Raw genomic sequence first — 17,478 nt, 5'->3', positions numbered from 1 at the left:
CTGCTGAGGAGGCGAACTATACCGCCACGACCTACCTTCGTCAACACTTTGTGCGAAGAAATCTTCACATTCTGCCAACATCCCGTCCTGCGGCACGCTAAGTGACTGAGGTACAAAGGCTTATGCGATGGGGGTTTTATTACAGCCTTGCGGCAATTGCACTGCAGCAGGCTGATTGTTATTTGCTCCGGTGGTGAAAAAGAGCGAGAAAGGGGGCTGGCTGGCACAAAAAGCTGGCCAGCGCACTGCCACAAGCAGCAAAAAGCCCGGCTGGGCCGGGCTTTTTGTAGAACTAGCTCCTTCTCATACTGATACTGATACTGAGCAAAAGCTTGCCTATAGCAGCTTACTGACTGTCTGGCTTCTTTGTATTACGGCTACGGCCACGTGGTGCAGATGGCACTACAGCCTCAGTACTGGTAGCCGGCTTGCGACGTGAGCGCGGGGCTGACGCAGCAGGTGCCGGCTGCGGAGCAGTCTCGGTACTGGCTGCAGGCTTGCGTTGCCTTACTACCGGCTTGACCGGTTCAGCGCCCACAACCGGGCGCGGATCCACCGGCTGAGACTGCACTGCCGCAGGCTTGCGCCGCCGGCTTGTTTCCTTACTGGCTGATGGCGCAGCTTGCTGGGCAGCAATCACGCTTTCCTGACGATTGGCAACATGCTTGCCATGCTGATTTCGGCTCTTCCCTCCATGGCTAGCCTGTTTACGCGCGGATGTTGCAGCATGATTTGCGTGCCGCGGCTGCTCACGCTTGCCAGTAGGCGAAGCCAATGCAGGTTGTGCCGTATCACGCACCAGAGAGAAATCGACTTGGGCATTTTCCAGATTGGCACTGACCACTCTTACCGTCAGGGTATCCCCCAGGCGATAAGACATGCCGCTCTTCTCGCCTACAATGGCCTGGATGTCCTTGCGGAAGTGGAAATAGTCCTTGCCCAGCTCGGAAATATGCACCAAGCCCTCTACATAGACATCATCCAGCAGCACGAACACGCCAAAGCTGGTGACGGCACTGATCTTGCCCTGGAAAACCTCCCCAACCTTGTCCTGCATATAATAGGTTTTGAGCCAGGACTCGACATCACGGCTGGCATCGTCTGCCCGGCGTTCGGTCATTGAGCAATGCATGCCCAGTTGTGCCCATTTGCCCGGCTTGTACTTATTGCCCTGCAATACCGCCTTGATGGAGCGGTGGACCAGCAGGTCAGGATAACGGCGAATTGGCGAAGTGAAATGGGTATAGGCATCGTAGGCCAAACCGAAGTGACCATTGTTGTCCGGCGTGTAAACCGCCTGCTGCATGGAACGCAGCAACATGGTCTGCAGTACCGGCGCATCTGGACGACCATGAATCTGCTCGGCCAGCTTGGCATAATCCTTGGCTGTGGGCTTGTCATTCCCAGCCAGTGTCAGACCCACTAGCTGTAGGTAGTTACGCAGGGTTTCCAGCTTTTCCGGCGTCGGGCCTTCATGCACGCGATACAAGCATTTTTGCTTGCTCTTGAGCAAGAAGTCCGCAGCACAGACGTTGGCGGCCAACATGCATTCTTCAATCAGTCGATGTGCATCATTGCGCACCACCGGGACGATTTTGTCGATTTTGCCCTGATCATTGAAGATCATCTGGGTCTCGACCGAATCGAACTCAATGGCACCACGCTTGGCACGGGCAGCCAGCAGCACTTTGAACAAGCTATATAGTGTCTGGATGTTGGGCAGTAGCGGATTATCCGTTCCATGCTGAATCCAGTCCCACACCTGAGTATAGGTAAGACGTGCCTTGGACAGCATGACCGCCGGGTAGAACTGGTAGCGTTTTACCTCACCTTTACCGTTGATCTGCATATCGCACACCATGCACAAGCGCTCGACATCAGGATTCAAAGAGCAAATGCCGTTAGACAAAGCTTCTGGCAACATGGGGATGACCCGGCGCGGGAAATAGACGGACGTACCCCGATCCAAAGCCTCCTGATCCAACGCATCGCCCGGCTGCACATAATGGCTGACATCAGCAATAGCCACGATCAGGCGGAAGCCCTTGCCCTGCTTCTCTGCATAGACGGCATCATCAAAGTCACGAGCAGTTTCGCCGTCAATGGTTACTAATGGCAGATGACGCAAGTCAACGCGATCGACGGTCAGGTCCTTCTTGCGGACCTTCTTGGGTGTAGCCTTGGCTTGCGCTACGACATCGGCCGGGAATTCATGCGGCAAGGCATGCTTGCGCAAGGCAATCTCGATCTCCATACCCGGATCTGCATAATTGCCCAACACCTCCACCACCTGGCCGACTGGCTGACGATAGGCATCCGGGTACTGCAGGATTTCCACCATCACCACCTGCCCATGCTTGGCATCACCCTGGCTGTCTGGTTCAATCAGAATTTCATGCCGGATACGGCGATCTTCCGGGGTGACAATCCAGACACCACGCTCCTGATGGATGCGACCGACAAGTTTGGTAACCGCATGATCCAGCACTTCAACAATCTTGCCTTCCTGGCGACCACGGCGATCCACACCGGAGGGGCGCACCAGCACCCGATCGCCATGCATGGCTTTTTTCATTTCACGTTCGGGCAGGAAAATATCCACCCCGCTGCCTTCTCCTTCATCGGGTAGGCCAAAACCAAAGCCATCACGATGACCGGAAACCTTGCACTTGATCAGGTCCAGCTTTTCAGCAGCACAGATTGCGCCTTTACGATTGATGATGAGCTGGCCTTCACGTTCCATGGCCAGCAAGCGGCGCTCAAAGAAGCCCAGTTCGGCATTCTTGATAGACAACAATACGGCCAGTTCTTCCGGGAACATTGGCACGCCATTTTGTTCCAGGAGTTGCAGAACAAACTCCCGGCTAGGTAAGGGATTGGAATATTTGAGTTTTTCTCGTTCCAAGAAGGGATCCTGCATACGCAGGGGAGTGTTTTTTTGTTTTTTTGCAGATTGGGCCATTGACACCCTCAGAAACTTGTTTATAATTCGCATCTCGTTGCAGCACTACAGCAACCGAATGATACAGCAAATGCAGTGCCCAGGTGGCGGAATTGGTAGACGCACTAGGTTCAGGTCCTAGCGCCCGCAAGGGTGTGGAAGTTCGAGTCTTCTCTTGGGCACCAACAAGCTGTATTGTATAGTGCTAAAATAAGTTGTAACGAAAAAATTTGGTTTGCCCAGGTGGCGGAATTGGTAGACGCACTAGGTTCAGGTCCTAGCGCCCGCAAGGGTGTGGAAGTTCGAGTCTTCTCTTGGGCACCAACAATTTTAAAATCAGCAGGCATTGCTGGTTTGTAGTATGACAATTTGCTTTGCCCAGGTGGCGGAATTGGTAGACGCACTAGGTTCAGGTCCTAGCGCCCGCAAGGGTGTGGAAGTTCGAGTCTTCTCTTGGGCACCAATTAAAAGCCGTTGATCTCTGATCAGCGGCTTTTTCCATTTCTGCATTTCTCGCTCAATTTTCTTGCGCCTTGCCTTCCTCACCACGCATGGCCAGCGAAGCACCGGCATTGCGATCCAGCCTCCAGAAGAAGAATACGGAAAGCAGGGTCAGCCCCCCCATCACCACAAAAGACCATGCGAAGTCGCTGCTCTGCAAGACAATATGTCCCTGAACACCAGCTATCACCTGCAAGCTCATGGCCGCAAATGTGACACCAAAACCTGCGGCCAATTGCTGAGCCACGCTGGACAAGCTGGTTGCGTGACTCATTCTCACCTGCCCAATATCGGCAAAAGCAATCGCATTCAGGCTGGTAAATTGCAGTGAGCGCAGAAACCCACCCAGAACGAACACCAGCAACATCATCCAGTGAGGCGTATCAGGGCGAAACAAACCATATGCAGCCATCGACAGGGCAACCAGCACCGCATTCCAGCTCAGTACACTCTTGAAGCCAAACCGCTCCAACACTCGGGATACAATGGTTTTCATGAAGATGGCTCCCACCGCCGTGGAGCAAGTCAGCAAGCCTGACTCGAAGGGAGAATAGCCAAAACCCAGTTGCAACATCAAAGGCAGTAGAAAAGGAGTAGCGCCAATTCCCATACGGATGAGAAAGCCACCTAGCACACTGGCATGAAAGGTGGGGAGCCGTAGCAAAGACAAATCAAGCAGCGGCTCTTTCACGTGCCGGTAATGCAGTAGATAACCCAGCAGCATCATGGCCCCCAGCACACTGACGCCCAGAGACAACGTCGTTGACAGCATATGCTTGCCCTCGGTCGCCAATCCGAGCATCAGCAGAGACAGACCGACACCCGTCAATACAAAGCCGGTCTTGTCCAGTGACGGTACATTCTCATCGCGCAGATTTTCGATATAACGTCCGGCCAGCAGCATGCCAAGAAAGCCAATCGGGATATTGATGAAGAAAATCCAGCGCCAGTGGAAATAAGTGGTGATGAAGCCCCCCAGTGGCGGGCCTATTACCGGCCCCAGCAGGGCTGGAATGGTCAGATAACTCAAGGCCCTCACCAGCTCATCCTTGCGTGTGGTACGCAAAATGACCAGGCGTCCGACAGGTACCATCATCGCCCCGCCTATCCCCTGAACGAAACGCGCCAGTACAAAAGACTCAAGCGAACCACTGAAGCCGCACAGGACTGAACCCACCATGAAAACCAGGATGGCCGAGCGGAAGATCCGTCGTGCACCGAAGCGGTCTGCCATCCAGCCACTGACCGGAATGAAAACGGCAAGACTCACCAGATAGGATGTCAGTGCCAGCTTGAGCGCCACCGGATCAACCAGCAAATCCTGCGCAATTGCCGGCAAGGAAGTGGAAATCACCGTGGCATCCATGTTTTCCATGAATAGCGCGGTGGCAATGATGAGCGGCGTCAGCATGCCGCTGGCAACAAGAAACTGCATGATGTGATGTGTACTGATGCAAGAACCGGATTTCAGTCTAACAGCTTGACCAAAATGGACAGCAAGGATGTTACTAACAAGTGTTGCGCACCGGTGAAATGCAACAGGGCAGCGCATGGCCGCCCTGCTTACCCTGCCAGCAGAATCAGTGCTGCGGCAGATTCAGCGCATTGCTGAGATCGCCCATCGGGGCTGCGCCATTGGCACGCAGGCCGGCATCACGCTCCAGCACTCCAGGCAGGGGTTGCAGCTCGAAACGCCGCGTCAGGAAGCGCAGGATGGAGCCGGTATCATACTGTGTATGATCGACAAAGCCCTTGCGCGCATATGGCGAAATGATGATGGCGGGAATACGGCTACCCGGGCCCCAGCGGTCGCCTTGCGGAACGGGTGCGTGGTCGTAGATACCGCCGTTTTCATCATAGGTCACCACAATCAGCATGTTCTTCCACTGCGGGCTCTGCTGCAGACGGGCAATCACTTGCGCAATGTGGGCGTCGCCATCGGCGACACTGGCGTAACCGGCATGCTGGTTGACGTTGCCTTGTGGTTTATAGAATGACACTGTCGGTAGTGTGCCTGCTTGCGCAGCCTGCAAGAATTCTGCGTCAAAATCCTTCAGATGCGCATGACGGTTTGCCTGCCGGGTCTGCGGATCGAAATCTGCGTAATAGTTGAAAGGCTGATGATGTGGCTGGAAGTTTGGCGTACTGCCGTTGTAAATATTGCTGCGCGCAGCCAGTGCCGCATTCCAGCCACCGGCATACCATGCCCAGCTGACTCCCCTGGCGCTGAGCCTGTCGCCAATGGTGGGCCCGGTTTGCGCCGGCAACGTCGTGGCCTTGGCCGTATCGGCATACTGGCTGGCACCATTGGCCGCTGGCGCATTGCCGCTGGGCTGATATAGCGGTTGCATGGTATTGACCGCATAGAACATGCCCTGCTTGTCTTTTGGTGTCAGGTTACCGTCGTTTTTGTAAGTTGCCTTGCCATCCAGAACAGATGCCTTGGCACCGGCAGCAGGGGTCAGGCGCAAGAAACGTCCCTGCGCATCGGTATCAATGGCGGAAATGGAGTCGCGGGCGGGAGAGTCTGCGGCATCGGCATGCGGATATTGCGGGGCACAGGCACAAATCAGGTACTGGTGATTGAGGAAGGAACCACCAAAGGCACCCATGAAGAAGTTGTCAGCCAGCGTGTACTGACGCGCCAGCTGCCACAACGCCATCTTGCTGCCATCGTAATAGCCCATGCTCAGCCCGCCAGCATCGGAATAAGCGGCAAACTTGTCGTTGGCACCACCATTGATCTGCATCTGGTTGTTATAGAAGCGATGTACCAGATCTCGTGTTGTCACCTCCTGCGACACTACGGTGGCACTGCCTTGCACACCCTTGGGATCATCCAGCGGGAAAGGACGGTTTGGCCAACCCATGGTTTGCGACTGCGGCAAGGTGACGGCCTGTCCGGCAGCCGTCAGCCCGCCCCATGTCGGCGGCAGTACCGGCAGGACGGAACCATCGAAATCCTTCTGCGGCACATAGCTGCCACGGGAAGATGGATTTACCCCGGGAATGCCATTGGCTCCGGGGAACAGACCATACAGATTATCGAAAGCACGGTTTTCGGCGAAAATGACCACTACATTTTGAATGGCATCAAGAGAGCCGGCTGTCGCCGGTGTGCTTGCCGGCATGCTGTTACAGCCAGCCAGGGCAAGTGTCAGTGCAAGCGGGGCCAACAGCGGGGTGCGGTGCTTCATGTCGTTTTCCTTATGCTGATACTGTCGATTGTGCCTTCACCTTGTTGCACGATGATGATGGATTAACAACCCAGAATATTTCGGTAGGCAAGGCACAAGCCACTGACCGGAGTAAGGGTGCCCCTGTCATCACCCCGTGATGAAACTGCGTTATGTTGCAAGACTGCCATCGATGATCAATCGCCATGTATCACCGCCCCAACCGACTCCATCTATCTCTCTTGCTTGGTTTTATGCTTGTCTGCTGTCTTGGCGCGTGCAAGCAGGCCGGAATACAGCAACAGGCCAGTATGCGTCCAGGCATTTATGCGGTCAGCTCGCCACAAGAGGGCCAACAGCTAAGTGCGCTTGGACACCAGCTATTCTTTGAGCCTGCACTATCGGCAAGTGGCAAGCAATCGTGTGCCAGCTGCCACAGCCCGGAACATGCTTATGGCCCTCCGGATAGCCGGTCAGTTCAGTTTGGCGGTATTGATGGCAAACAGATGGGCAGTCGCGCAGTACCGTCATTGCGCTATTTGCAGACCGTACCGCCTTTTAGCGAGCACTTCCGCGACAACGATGGCAATGACAGCGAGGATGCAGGGCCGACCGGGGGCTTTACCTGGGATGGCCGGGCTGCCAGCGTGCACGAACAGGCGTCCATTCCATTGCTGGCAGGTAATGAGATGGCCAATACCAGTACGGATCAGGTGGTAAGGCAGCTACAAGCCAGTGCAAGTGCCAACGCCTTCATCGCGGTTTTCGGCAAGGATATCTTCCAGCGCCCGGCACAAGCCTTCGACAAACTGGTGCTGGCACTGGAGGTTTTCCAGCAAAACCCGGCAGATTTTTACCCATATAGCAGCAAATATGATGACTGGCTGCGGGGCAAGGCTGAGTTGAGCCATCAGGAGTTGCGCGGCTTGCAAGTATTCAACAATCCGGACAAGGGCAACTGTGCAGCCTGTCATTTGAGTGAGCGCCAGGCCGATGGTGCCTTTCCGGCATTCAGCGACTTTGGCCTGATTGCGCTGGGTGTTCCACGCAATCGACAACTGGAAATAAATCGGAATACGGCATTCCACGATATGGGTCTATGTGGACCAGTGCGCCAGGATATGCAGAAAGCAGAATACTGCGGGCTATTTCGCACCCCGTCTTTGCGCAATGTGGCCACACGCAAGGTGTTTTTCCACAACGGCGTGCTCCATGACTTGCGCCAGGTGCTGGAGTTTTATGCCAGCCGCGATACCCAGCCGGAAAAATGGTACCCAGTCGCCAGCAATGGCCAGCCGGTAATGTTTGACGACTTGCCGACGGTTTATCATGGCAATATCAACCGCGAAGCCCCCTTTGGCGGAAAAAAGGGAGCGCCGCCAGCGCTTAACGCACAAGAAATCAGCGACTTGCTGGCTTTTCTGGGCACGCTGACGGATGCCGATGCCCACCCGGCCCGGAACGGGCAATAGGGCTGGAGCGCTTACACATCCAGGCGAGGCACATCCGTCTGACCCAGCATGGCAGCCAGCACATCCACCACCAGTTGGTGGTCCTCGCGTTGTGGCAAGCCTGACACCACAATCGAGCCGACGCACACACCGCCCTGCAGCAGCAGCGGAAATCCGCCGCCATGGGTAGCGTAATCTGCCAAGGGAAGTCCGTTCTTCTCCTGCAGGCTGGTTTGCTGGCGCTGGCAATCCAGACCGATGGCCAATGTGCTACGTTCAAACTTCTGCACCACATTATGCTTGCGCCGTGCCCAATCCTCGTTATTGGCCGTGGCTCCCGGCATCAGGCACTGAAAGCGGCGGGTCTGGTTTAGAGTAAGCATAATCGCCAGTGCGGCACCGCGCCGTGTTGCCTCTTCGCGCAGGCGGCAACCCAGTTGCCACGCCGTTTCCGCATCGAATTGCTTGAATTGCAACAGGGCCTCCTGCTGCGCAATGATCTGCAAATCCTGCTCGATACTCACAACACCTCCTCCGCCGTTACTTCACGTCCCAACGCGGCGCTACGCACGGCGCGCTCCAGCCATTCCATTACAGTGGCGGCCTCAGCGGCAGTCACCGGATTGCTGTCCTGCCCGCGTATGGCTGCTGCAACGCGCTGATAGTAACAACGATAGTCGCCAACCTGATTGGCCCATTGCGTGCCACGGCTCACATCACCTTCAGCCACGATCAACTGCCCTGGCAGGGGATCATACCCCCAGCCCTCCCCGCCCACAGCCTTACCCTGCTTCAGATCAGATTCCTGTGTATCCAGCCCATATTTGACATAGCTAGCCAGATCGCCATGCACGGCAAAGCGCGGGATGCCACCACTAACCAGGCATGAACCATGCAGTACCACATGGGTAGACGGATAACGCAGCTGCACGTGGAAGTAATCCGTGGCTTTGGCACCCTGGCGCTGCGTGGCCAGATATGCACTAACGCCGAGAGGTTGCCCAAACAACTGCAAGGCCTGATCTAGTAGATGAGGGCCCAGGTCGTACCACAAACCGCTTCCGGCACCACCCTGCTCGCGCCAGCGTTGCCGTACTTCAGGGCGGTAGCGGTCAAAATGCGAGGCAAACTGGCTGATCCGCCCCAGGCGACCACTGTCCAGCAACTGGCGCAAGGTCAGAAAATCAGCGTCCCAACGACGATTATGGAAAACCGACAGCAATACCCCCTGCTGCTTTGCCAGCACATCCAGCTGTCTTGCCTCGCTTAGCGTGACGGTGAAGGGCTTATCGACCACCACATGCTTGCCAGCCAGCAGGGCAGCCTGTGCCTGTTCGAAGTGCAAATCATTGGGTGTGGCAATGACAATCAGGTCGACCGCTGTATCTTGCAAGGCCTGCTCCAGCGTTGGCCAGCAACGCGCCTGGGGCCAGTCAGTGGCCAGCTGTTCGGGCTTGCTGCTGACGATGCCATACAAGTGTAAATCCTGGCAGGCGTCAATCAACGGAGCATGGAAGGTTTTGCCGGCATAACCATAGCCGAGCAGCACAGCGTTCAGAGGTGTGGACATGTCTTTTCCGGGAGGAACCCATACTGGCGTATGGCTGGGTGACAAGAGACTGCACAGTCGATGTTAGCGCTATCTTGCCTGTATTCGCGCATAAAAAAAACCCACCGCCATGGGTGGGTTTTCTGGAGTGAACCGCAATTACAGTCCGTAGGGGTGGCGCAGCACGATGGTTTCTTCACGGTCAGGGCCGGTGGAAACGATATCGATCGGCGCACCGCATACTTCTTCGATACGCTTCAGGTAAGCCTGGGCGTTAGCCGGCAGGTCTTCCCAGCGCTTGGCACCAACCGTGGAGTCCGTCCAGCCCGGCATGGTTTCGTAGACCGGTTCGCACTTGGTAACCGCATCGGAACCGAAGGGCAGAATATCAATCTTCTTGCCATCGAGCATGTAGCCGGTGCACAGCTGGATTTCTTCCAGGCCATCCATCACGTCCAGCTTCATCACGCACAGGCCGGACACACCGTTGATCTGGATGGAGCGCTTCAACGCAGCGGCATCAAACCAGCCACAGCGACGCGGACGGCCAGTAACGGAACCGAACTCGTTACCGCGCTTGGCCAGGAAGGTACCGATTTCGTTTTCCTGCTCGCTCGGGAAGGGACCGGAACCCACGCGGGTGCAGTAGCCCTTTACGATACCCAGTACATAGTTCAGCATCTGCGGCGGTACGCCAGCGCCCGGTGCTGCGGCACCAGCCACGCAGTTGGAAGAGGTGACAAAGGGGTAGGTACCGTGGTCGATGTCCAGCAGCGTGCCTTGCGCACCTTCGAACAGGATGGGGATACCAGCCTTGTCCATGTCGTACAAGGTGCGGGATACGTCGGCCACCATCGGCTTGATGCGCTCGGCCAGCTTCATGGTATTGGCCAGGATGTCTTCGTAGCTAACCGGTTCGGCCTTGAGCAGATTGGTCAGCAGGAAGTTGTAGTAATCAACGTTTTCCTTCAGCTTGCTGGCAAAGCGTTCCGGATTGAACAGGTCGATCACCTTCAGCGCACGACGGGCTACCTTGTCTTCATAGCAAGGGCCAATGCCACGGCCAGTGGTACCAATCTTGCCAGCGCCAAGGGAGGCTTCGCGCGCCTGATCCAGCGCCACGTGGTAAGGCAGGATCAGCGGGCAGCCTTCGGCAATCTTCAGGCGGGCCGAGGCATTCACGCCAGCGGCTTCCAGCTCGTCGATTTCCTTCAGCAGCGCTTCAGGCGACAGCACCACGCCATTACCGATAAAACATTCCACGCCTTCGCGCAGAATGCCGGACGGAATCAGGCGCAACACGGTTTTCTTGCCATTCACCACCAGGGTATGGCCCGCATTGTGACCACCCTGGAAACGTACCACAGCACGTGCGTGGTCGGTCAGCCAGTCAACGATCTTGCCCTTGCCTTCATCACCCCATTGGGTACCGATCACGACAACATTCTTGGACATTGGAAAAACCTCTTCTTCAGTCAAACTAAAAATCAGTTAAACGGGACGATCTGCCAGCCATCAGCGGCCGGAATCAGTTCACGGTTGCAGCCGATGGCTTCGGCTGATTCCCCCAGGTAATCAATGATCACCACTTCACCACCGGCACGCAGACGTTCGACTTCCGCTTGTGCGGCCGGCAAGTGGCGATTGGAAACGCGGATGCCCATGGCACTGCCGCGTTCCGGCAGAATCTGGATCAAATCACGCAGATCCAGACTGAAACCTGTTGCAGGACGAGCGCGGCCAAAACGGCGGCCAACATTGTCGTAGCGGCCACCACGGGCCAGCTCTACCGCCCAGCCCGGAGCATAGGCAGCAAAAATCAAACCGGTATGGTAGTGCGTGCCACGCAGCTCGGACAGATCGAAGCTGATGGCAACACGGCCTTCAAAGGCACGGGCAATGGCAGTCAGCTGCATCAGTGCCAGTTCCACTTCCGGCAAGGACGGCAGACGAGTGCGCGCCTTTTCCAGTACCGCAGCCGGGCCATACAGTTCGGGTAGGGCCAGGAAGGCAGAGCGATAAGGTTCGGCCAGACCGGCAACTTGTTCGGCGATGCTAGCGGCATCCTTGTTCTGCAGCACGGCGAACAGTTCGCGCGTGGCCTGCGGCGACAGCCCGGCGGCATTGGCCAGACCACGGAAGATGGCGGTATGGCCAACGTCCAGACGCAGCTGCGGCACCTTGACCTGATCCAGCGTGGCAAGCATCAGCTCGATGATCTCGATGTCGGCCTCAATGCCGGCATAGCCGTACAGTTCGGCACCCACCTGCATCGGCTGGCGCGAGCTCATCAAACCGTTGGGACGGGTATGCACCACACTACCGGCATAGCACAGCCGGGTAACACCGGTGCGATGACCCAGCAGATGGGCGTCGATGCGCGCCACCTGCGGCGTGATGTCGGCCCGCAGCCCAAGCTGATGACCAGACAGCTGGTCGTCCAGCTTGAAGGTTTTCAGATCCAGCGCGGTATCACCTTCGGCGATCAGCGAATCGACATATTCGATCAGCGGAGGCAGGACCAGTTCATAGCCTGCACAGCGGAATTGTTCCAGCATCGCCGCCTTGGCAGACTCCACCTGGCGGGCAGTAGCGGGCAGAATGTCCGCAATGTATTCGGGTAACAGCCAGTTACGCATATTCCGTTTTCGACAAATAAAAGGCGGGATTCATCACCCCGCCCTGTTTACGGCAAACTGGCCGGGGTGTCCGGCCAGTCATGAAAACTGATTGTAGAATCAAGACAACGCTTACTTGCCCTTGCTGGCAGCCTGCGGGTTCTTGAAGTACTTGAAGAACTCGCTGTTCGGATCCAGCACCATGACATCGCTCTTGTTCTTGAACGACTCCTTGTACGCATCCATGCTGCGCCAGAAGGCGTAGAACTCCGGACTGCGGCCATACGCTTCGGCATAAATCGCCGCTGCCTTGGCATCGCCCTCGCCCTTGCGCTGTTGCGCCTGGTTGTAGGCTTCAGCCAGAATCACGTCGCGCTGCTTTTCTGCTTCGGCGCGGATGCGTTCGGCGTCGGCGGCACCTTCGCTGCGCAGCTGGCTGGCGACGGTACGACGCTCGGACTGCATGCGGTCATAGACAGAGCTGCTTATTTTATCCGGAAAATCGACACGTTTTAAGCGTACATCGAGAATTTCCACGCCTATTTTACGCGCATCTGCGTCAGCGCGCTTGCGAACCGTCTCCATTACCTCGTCGCGCTTGCCCGAAATCACATCAGCAACTGTCTTCTGGCCGAACTCGGCACGCAGGCCATCGTTGATGGTTTGCTTCAAGCGGGCCACTGCAGCAGCTTCCGAACCGACGCTCTTGTAGAACTGTTCAACATCGACAATGCGCCATTTTACATAGCTATCCACCAGCACGTTCTTCTTCTCGCGGGTGTTGAACAGCTCAGGGGCCTCGGCATCGATCGTCAGTACACGACTATCGAAATAGCGCACATTCTGCAGCAAGGGAATCTTGAACTGGATACCTGGCTGCTTGATGACACGTTCTACCTCACCAAACTGAAACACCATGGCGTACTGGCGTTGATCGACAGTAAACAGCGACAAGCTGGCGATGAACAGGATGGCAAGCACAGCAAGCAAGGTTGGCATGAGTTTCTGCATGTCAGCGCTCCCCGCCGAGAATGTCACGACTGCGACCGAAGTCACGGCCACTCTTGTTGTTGCGGACAGCCGGAGCCGACGGGACGGTTGCCGGTGCGGCGCTGGGTGCTGAAGCTGCAACGGAAGCGCCATTTGACGCAGCGGAAGTGGCAGCCTGAGTCAGTTTGTCCAGTGGCAGATAAAGCAGGCTGTTGCCGCCCTTCTGATCGACAATCACCTTGCTGGTGGAGCTCATCACTTGCTGCATCATGTCCAGATAAAGGCGGTCACGCATGACCTTGGGAGCCTTGTTGTATTCCGACAACACTTGCTTGAAACGCGAGGCATCACCTTCAGCCTGCGACACGACTTTCTGCTGATAGGCTTCAGCCTCCTGCTCCAGTCGGGCAGCCATCCCCTTGGCCTTGGGCACCACATCGTTGGCGTAGGCCAGGCCTTCGTTGCGCAGCTTGTCCTTGTCCTGACCTGCCTTGACCGCATCGTCAAAAGCAGCCAATACCTGCTCTGGCGGCTGCACCGCGTTGATGTTGACCTTGGCAATGCGTACGCCCAGGCCATAGCGATCCAGAATGTCCTGAATCACCTTTTGTGCTTCAGCTGCAATCTGCGCCCGGCCCTCATTGAGCACGAAATCCACCTTGTTGCGCCCGACCACTTCACGAATTGCAGTTTCCGTTGCCTGCTTGACGATATCGTTGGCATTGCGGTCTGCCGCAGCATTATTGAACAGGAAAGCCTTGGGGTCTTTAACGTCGTACTGCACCGACAATTGCACATCAATGATGTTCTGGTCTGCCGTCAGCATCAGAGATTCTTCCGGCACCTTGTTCTTGGCATTGCTGCGATAGCCCACTTCGACACTGCGCAGCTCGGTGAGGTTGACGATTTCCACCTTCTCAAAAGGATAAGGAGCATGCCACTGCAGGCCCGGGTCGGTTACCCGGCTGAAACTGCCCATGCGCAACACGACGCCCTGCTCTTTGGCATCCACCACATAAAAGCCGCTACCCAGCCACAGTGCGGCCAGCACGCCAACCACCACCATGGCACCGCCCTTGAAGGCGGCCTTGGGTTCCGGTGATGGCTGGCCGCCAGCAGGAGGACGCGCGCCAAGCAATCGCGCCAGACGCTGGTTCAACTGGCGGAAAATTTCGTCTAGGTCCGGTGGGCCGTCACTGCCCTGACGCCCCCGGTTTGGATCATTCTGCGACATATTCGTCTTGTTCTTCGTGTTGGTTATCAGGTGACTGCAGACGTTCGGCAAGAGCTTCACGCAAGAGTTCCAACCCTTCTCCGGTGAGGGCGGACAACCGAACGGCCTGGATTTCATCCAGTTCATCACGCTCGATGGCTGCAGGCAACTGACGCAAATCGGTCTTGTTCCACACAATCAACTGCGGCACGGATTCTGCGCCGATTTCTGCCAGTACCTTGTTGACCTCTTCGATTTGCACATCGCGCAGTGGATTGGACGAGTCCACCACGTGCAGCAGCAAATCGGCCTGAATGGTTTCTTCCAGTGTGGCGCGGAAAGCAGCAACCAGGGTATGCGGCAAATCCCGGATGAAACCAACCGTATCCGAAACGATGATGGATGTTTCGGTATTGAGAAACAGCTTGCGGCTGGTGGTGTCCAGCGTGGCAAACAACTGGTCGGCGGCATAGGCGCGTGCCTTGGTCAGCGCATTGAACAGGGTGGACTTGCCCGCATTGGTATAGCCGACAATGGAAACCGAGGCAATGCCGGTGCGCAGCCGGCCACGCCGCTGGGTATTGCGCTGCTTTTGTACCTGCGCCAGCCTTTCCTTCAGCGCCTTGACCCGGTTTCCCAGCAGGCGGCGGTCGGTCTCCAACTGACTTTCCCCCGGGCCACGCAGGCCGATACCACCCTTTTGCCGCTCCAGGTGGGTCCAGCCACGCACCAGCCGGGTGGCAATATGCGACAGCTGCGCCAGTTCCACCTGCAGCTTGCCTTCATGGCTGCGGGCACGCTGGGCAAAAATATCCAGAATCAGGCTGGTGCGGTCTATCACCCGGCACTGCAGCGCGCGTTCCAGGTTGCGTTCCTGCGCCGGCGACAGCTGATGGTTGAAGATCACCACATTGGCACCGGTTGCCCGCACCATCACGCCAACCTCTTCCACCTTGCCCTTGCCGGCAAACAGCGCGGCATCGGGCCGCTGACGCTTGCCCTGGATGATGCCGGTGACAGTTACATTGGCGGAGCGAACCAGCTCGGCACATTCGGCAACGTTTTCCTGATGATCCGGATCACCAAAATCCAGACAGACCAGCACAGCCTGGTCTCCAATATCGGGACGATCAAACACAGTATTCAAAACCGTAGAAGAAGGTTCTGCTGCAGCGGAACAGCACACTTGCAGCCGGACCTGGCATGAAAAAAGGCCGACAAACCGTGTCAGGATGACACAGCCTGGCGGCCCGTGGAGGATACAGCGCTCGGCCTGATCAGGCGTCTTGCTGATCCTGCTTCTGACCCGGATGTTCGTGCGGGATGTTTACCGGACGGGCCGGTACCACGGTGGAGATGGCGTGCTTGTATACCATCTGGGTCACCGTGTTTTTCAACAGCACGACGTATTGGTCAAAAGACTCGACCTGACCCTGCAGCTTGATGCCGTTAACCAGATAAATGGAAACCGGCACATGTTCCTTGCGCAGAATATTCAGGAACGGGTCTTGTAACATTTGCCCTTTAGAGCTCATTCGTTTTCTCCGAATCGTTGATTGTTGTATTAAGTAATCTTTTAAACCCGGCTGGCATGCTTATTTTTAGCAGAAAAAAACCCAGCCTACTATTTTTTACCACTCTTGCCCCAGCGCACTTCCTTCTCGCGCCCACGCAACTTTGACATCGGTTTGGGTTTGGCTCTGGATTTTTCCTTGGATACCTCGGTATCGAAGGGGTTTTCCGAGGTCTTGTACTGCACACGCAGCGGAGTGCCCTGCAGTTTGAACACCTTGCGGAAGGTATGTTCCAGATAACGCGTATAACTTGCCGGAATCGCATCCAGTGCATTGCCATGAATCACGATGATAGGCGGATTCATGCCACCTTGGTGAGCATAACGCATCTTGGGGCGCATCAGGCCTGAACGCGGCGGAGCCTGACGTTCTACTGCAACATTCAGTACCCGCGTCAGCTTCGGCGTGGCCAGCTTCACCATGGCTGCCTGATAGGCTTCATCGATGGATTTGAACAGATCAGCCACACCACGGCCTTCGATGGCCGAGATGTAGTGGAACTTGGCAAAGTCAAGGAAGCTGATCTTGCGGGCGATATCCCGCTTGATGGTTTCCTTTTGTTCGAAATCCAGGTTGTCCCACTTGTTGACCGCCACCACCAGCGCCCGGCCTGCCTCAAGGGCGAAACCGGCAATGGTGGCATCCTGCTCGGAAATATCCAGCTGCGCATCCAGCACCAATACCGCGACGTTGGCGTCTTCAATCGCCTTCATGGTCTTGATGACGGAAAACTTTTCGATGGCCTCGTTCACCTTGCCGCGACGCCGCACACCGGCAGTATCGATAATGGTGTATGTATGGCCTTCGCGCTCGAAATCAATATAGATACTGTCACGGGTAGTGCCGGCCTGGTCGAAGGCAATGACGCGCTCTTCACCCAGAATGGCATTCACCAGCGTGGACTTTCCCACATTGGGGCGGCCAATGACGGCAAATTTCGGATGATAGCGGTCTTCTTCTTCCACCTCCTCCGGGAAATCCTCCAGCACCATCTCCATCAGCTCGCGCACACCATCGCCGTGAGCAGCGGAAATCACCAGCGGCTGGCCCAGTGCCAGTTCGTGGAATTCGGCACCGGCAATGGCATGACTGATGCCTTCGGCCTTGTTGACCACCAGAAAGACCGGTCGGTCGATCTGGCGCAGGCGGTTGGCAATAATCTTGTCCTGCGGGGTGATGCCGGTGCGACCATCCACCAGAAACACCACGGCATCGGCTTCATCCACGGCCTGGAGGGTCTGCTTGGCCATCTCGAACAGGATGCCTTCATCGACCACGGGTTCAAAACCACCGGTGTCCACCACCAGATACGGTTTTTCCCCCACACGACCATGGCCGTAGTGGCGATCGCGGGTCAGGCCGGGCTGGTCGGCGACCAGGGCGTCACGGCTGCGGGTGAGCCGGTTGAAAAGGGTCGACTTGCCCACATTGGGGCGGCCGACCAGCGCTACGGTTGGTTTCATGG

The 17,478-nt window shown here is 56.5% G+C and carries 13 protein-coding genes and 3 tRNA genes; 4 read left to right on the top strand and 12 right to left on the bottom strand.

What is annotated here, in order from left to right; all coding sequences use genetic code 11:
- Positions 1 to 346: 346 nt before the first annotated feature.
- Positions 347 to 2,962 carry a ribonuclease R gene (rnr, locus tag QVF59_RS02540; protein ID WP_287877193.1) on the bottom strand — a complete coding sequence of 872 codons (2,616 nt, stop codon included), beginning with the start codon at positions 2,960 to 2,962 and terminating at the stop codon, positions 347 to 349.
- Positions 2,963 to 3,039: 77 nt separating this feature from the next.
- Here rnr and QVF59_RS02535 point away from each other — a divergent pair.
- The 3 genes from QVF59_RS02535 (at position 3,040) to QVF59_RS02525 (ending at position 3,404) form a co-directional block, all read left to right on the top strand.
- Positions 3,040 to 3,126 (top strand) — tRNA-Leu (locus QVF59_RS02535).
- A gap of 52 nt (positions 3,127 to 3,178) precedes the next feature.
- Positions 3,179 to 3,265 (top strand) — tRNA-Leu (locus QVF59_RS02530).
- Positions 3,266 to 3,317: 52 nt separating this feature from the next.
- Positions 3,318 to 3,404: transfer RNA gene (locus QVF59_RS02525), tRNA-Leu, on the top strand.
- A gap of 54 nt (positions 3,405 to 3,458) precedes the next feature.
- Here QVF59_RS02525 and QVF59_RS02520 read toward each other — a convergent pair.
- Positions 3,459 to 4,877, bottom strand: coding sequence for a DHA2 family efflux MFS transporter permease subunit (locus tag QVF59_RS02520; protein ID WP_287877192.1), 1,419 nt, complete (start codon positions 4,875 to 4,877; stop codon positions 3,459 to 3,461).
- A gap of 145 nt (positions 4,878 to 5,022) precedes the next feature.
- A complete protein-coding gene (gene acpA, locus QVF59_RS02515; protein WP_287877191.1) occupies positions 5,023 to 6,639 on the bottom strand; it encodes an acid phosphatase in 1,617 nt (538 codons plus the stop codon).
- A 185-nt stretch (positions 6,640 to 6,824) separates the two neighbouring features.
- Between acpA and QVF59_RS02510 the strand changes: the two genes are divergently transcribed.
- A complete protein-coding gene (locus QVF59_RS02510) occupies positions 6,825 to 8,090 on the top strand; it encodes a cytochrome-c peroxidase (RefSeq protein WP_353851325.1) in 1,266 nt (421 codons plus the stop codon).
- Positions 8,091 to 8,101: 11 nt separating this feature from the next.
- Here QVF59_RS02510 and QVF59_RS02505 read toward each other — a convergent pair whose 3' ends face one another.
- The 9 genes from QVF59_RS02505 to der form a co-directional block, all read right to left on the bottom strand.
- A complete protein-coding gene (locus QVF59_RS02505; protein ID WP_287877188.1) occupies positions 8,102 to 8,593 on the bottom strand; it encodes a heme-degrading domain-containing protein in 492 nt (163 codons plus the stop codon).
- Positions 8,590 to 9,639, bottom strand: coding sequence for an oxidoreductase (locus tag QVF59_RS02500; RefSeq protein WP_287877187.1), 1,050 nt, complete (start codon positions 9,637 to 9,639; stop codon positions 8,590 to 8,592). The genes QVF59_RS02505 and QVF59_RS02500 overlap by 4 nt, the downstream gene beginning before the upstream one ends.
- Before the next feature lie 138 nt (positions 9,640 to 9,777).
- Positions 9,778 to 11,073: an adenylosuccinate synthase gene (locus QVF59_RS02495; protein ID WP_159878712.1), complete on the bottom strand. Its 1,296-nt coding sequence runs from the start codon at positions 11,071 to 11,073 to the stop codon at positions 9,778 to 9,780.
- A 32-nt stretch (positions 11,074 to 11,105) separates the two neighbouring features.
- Positions 11,106 to 12,257 (bottom strand): ATP phosphoribosyltransferase regulatory subunit, encoded by a 1,152-nt coding sequence (locus QVF59_RS02490; protein ID WP_287877185.1) that lies wholly within the window; start codon positions 12,255 to 12,257, stop codon positions 11,106 to 11,108.
- Positions 12,258 to 12,368: 111 nt separating this feature from the next.
- The gene (gene hflC / locus QVF59_RS02485; protein ID WP_159878716.1) at positions 12,369 to 13,247 is read right to left on the bottom strand and encodes a protease modulator HflC; all 879 of its coding nucleotides are present in this window, start codon (positions 13,245 to 13,247) and stop codon (positions 12,369 to 12,371) included.
- 1 nt (position 13,248) lies between these two features.
- On the bottom strand, positions 13,249 to 14,460 hold the full coding sequence (gene hflK / locus QVF59_RS02480; RefSeq protein ID WP_159878718.1) for an FtsH protease activity modulator HflK: 1,212 nt from the start codon (positions 14,458 to 14,460) through the stop codon (positions 13,249 to 13,251).
- The gene (hflX, locus tag QVF59_RS02475) at positions 14,447 to 15,577 is read right to left on the bottom strand and encodes a GTPase HflX (RefSeq protein ID WP_287877183.1); all 1,131 of its coding nucleotides are present in this window, start codon (positions 15,575 to 15,577) and stop codon (positions 14,447 to 14,449) included. Before hflX ends, hflK begins: the two co-directional genes overlap by 14 nt.
- Before the next feature lie 139 nt (positions 15,578 to 15,716).
- The gene (hfq, locus tag QVF59_RS02470; RefSeq protein WP_045844760.1) at positions 15,717 to 15,974 is read right to left on the bottom strand and encodes an RNA chaperone Hfq; all 258 of its coding nucleotides are present in this window, start codon (positions 15,972 to 15,974) and stop codon (positions 15,717 to 15,719) included.
- 89 nt (positions 15,975 to 16,063) lie between these two features.
- Positions 16,064 to 17,476, bottom strand: coding sequence for a ribosome biogenesis GTPase Der (gene der, locus QVF59_RS02465; RefSeq protein ID WP_159878724.1), 1,413 nt, complete (start codon positions 17,474 to 17,476; stop codon positions 16,064 to 16,066).
- Positions 17,477 to 17,478: the final 2 nt, after the last annotated feature.

The organism is Aquitalea sp., from assembly GCF_030150775.1.
GTDB classification, from domain to species: domain Bacteria; phylum Pseudomonadota; class Gammaproteobacteria; order Burkholderiales; family Chromobacteriaceae; genus Aquitalea; species Aquitalea denitrificans.
Note: the sequence above shows the minus strand (reverse complement) of the source record. Positions and strands in the feature narration are given on the sequence as shown.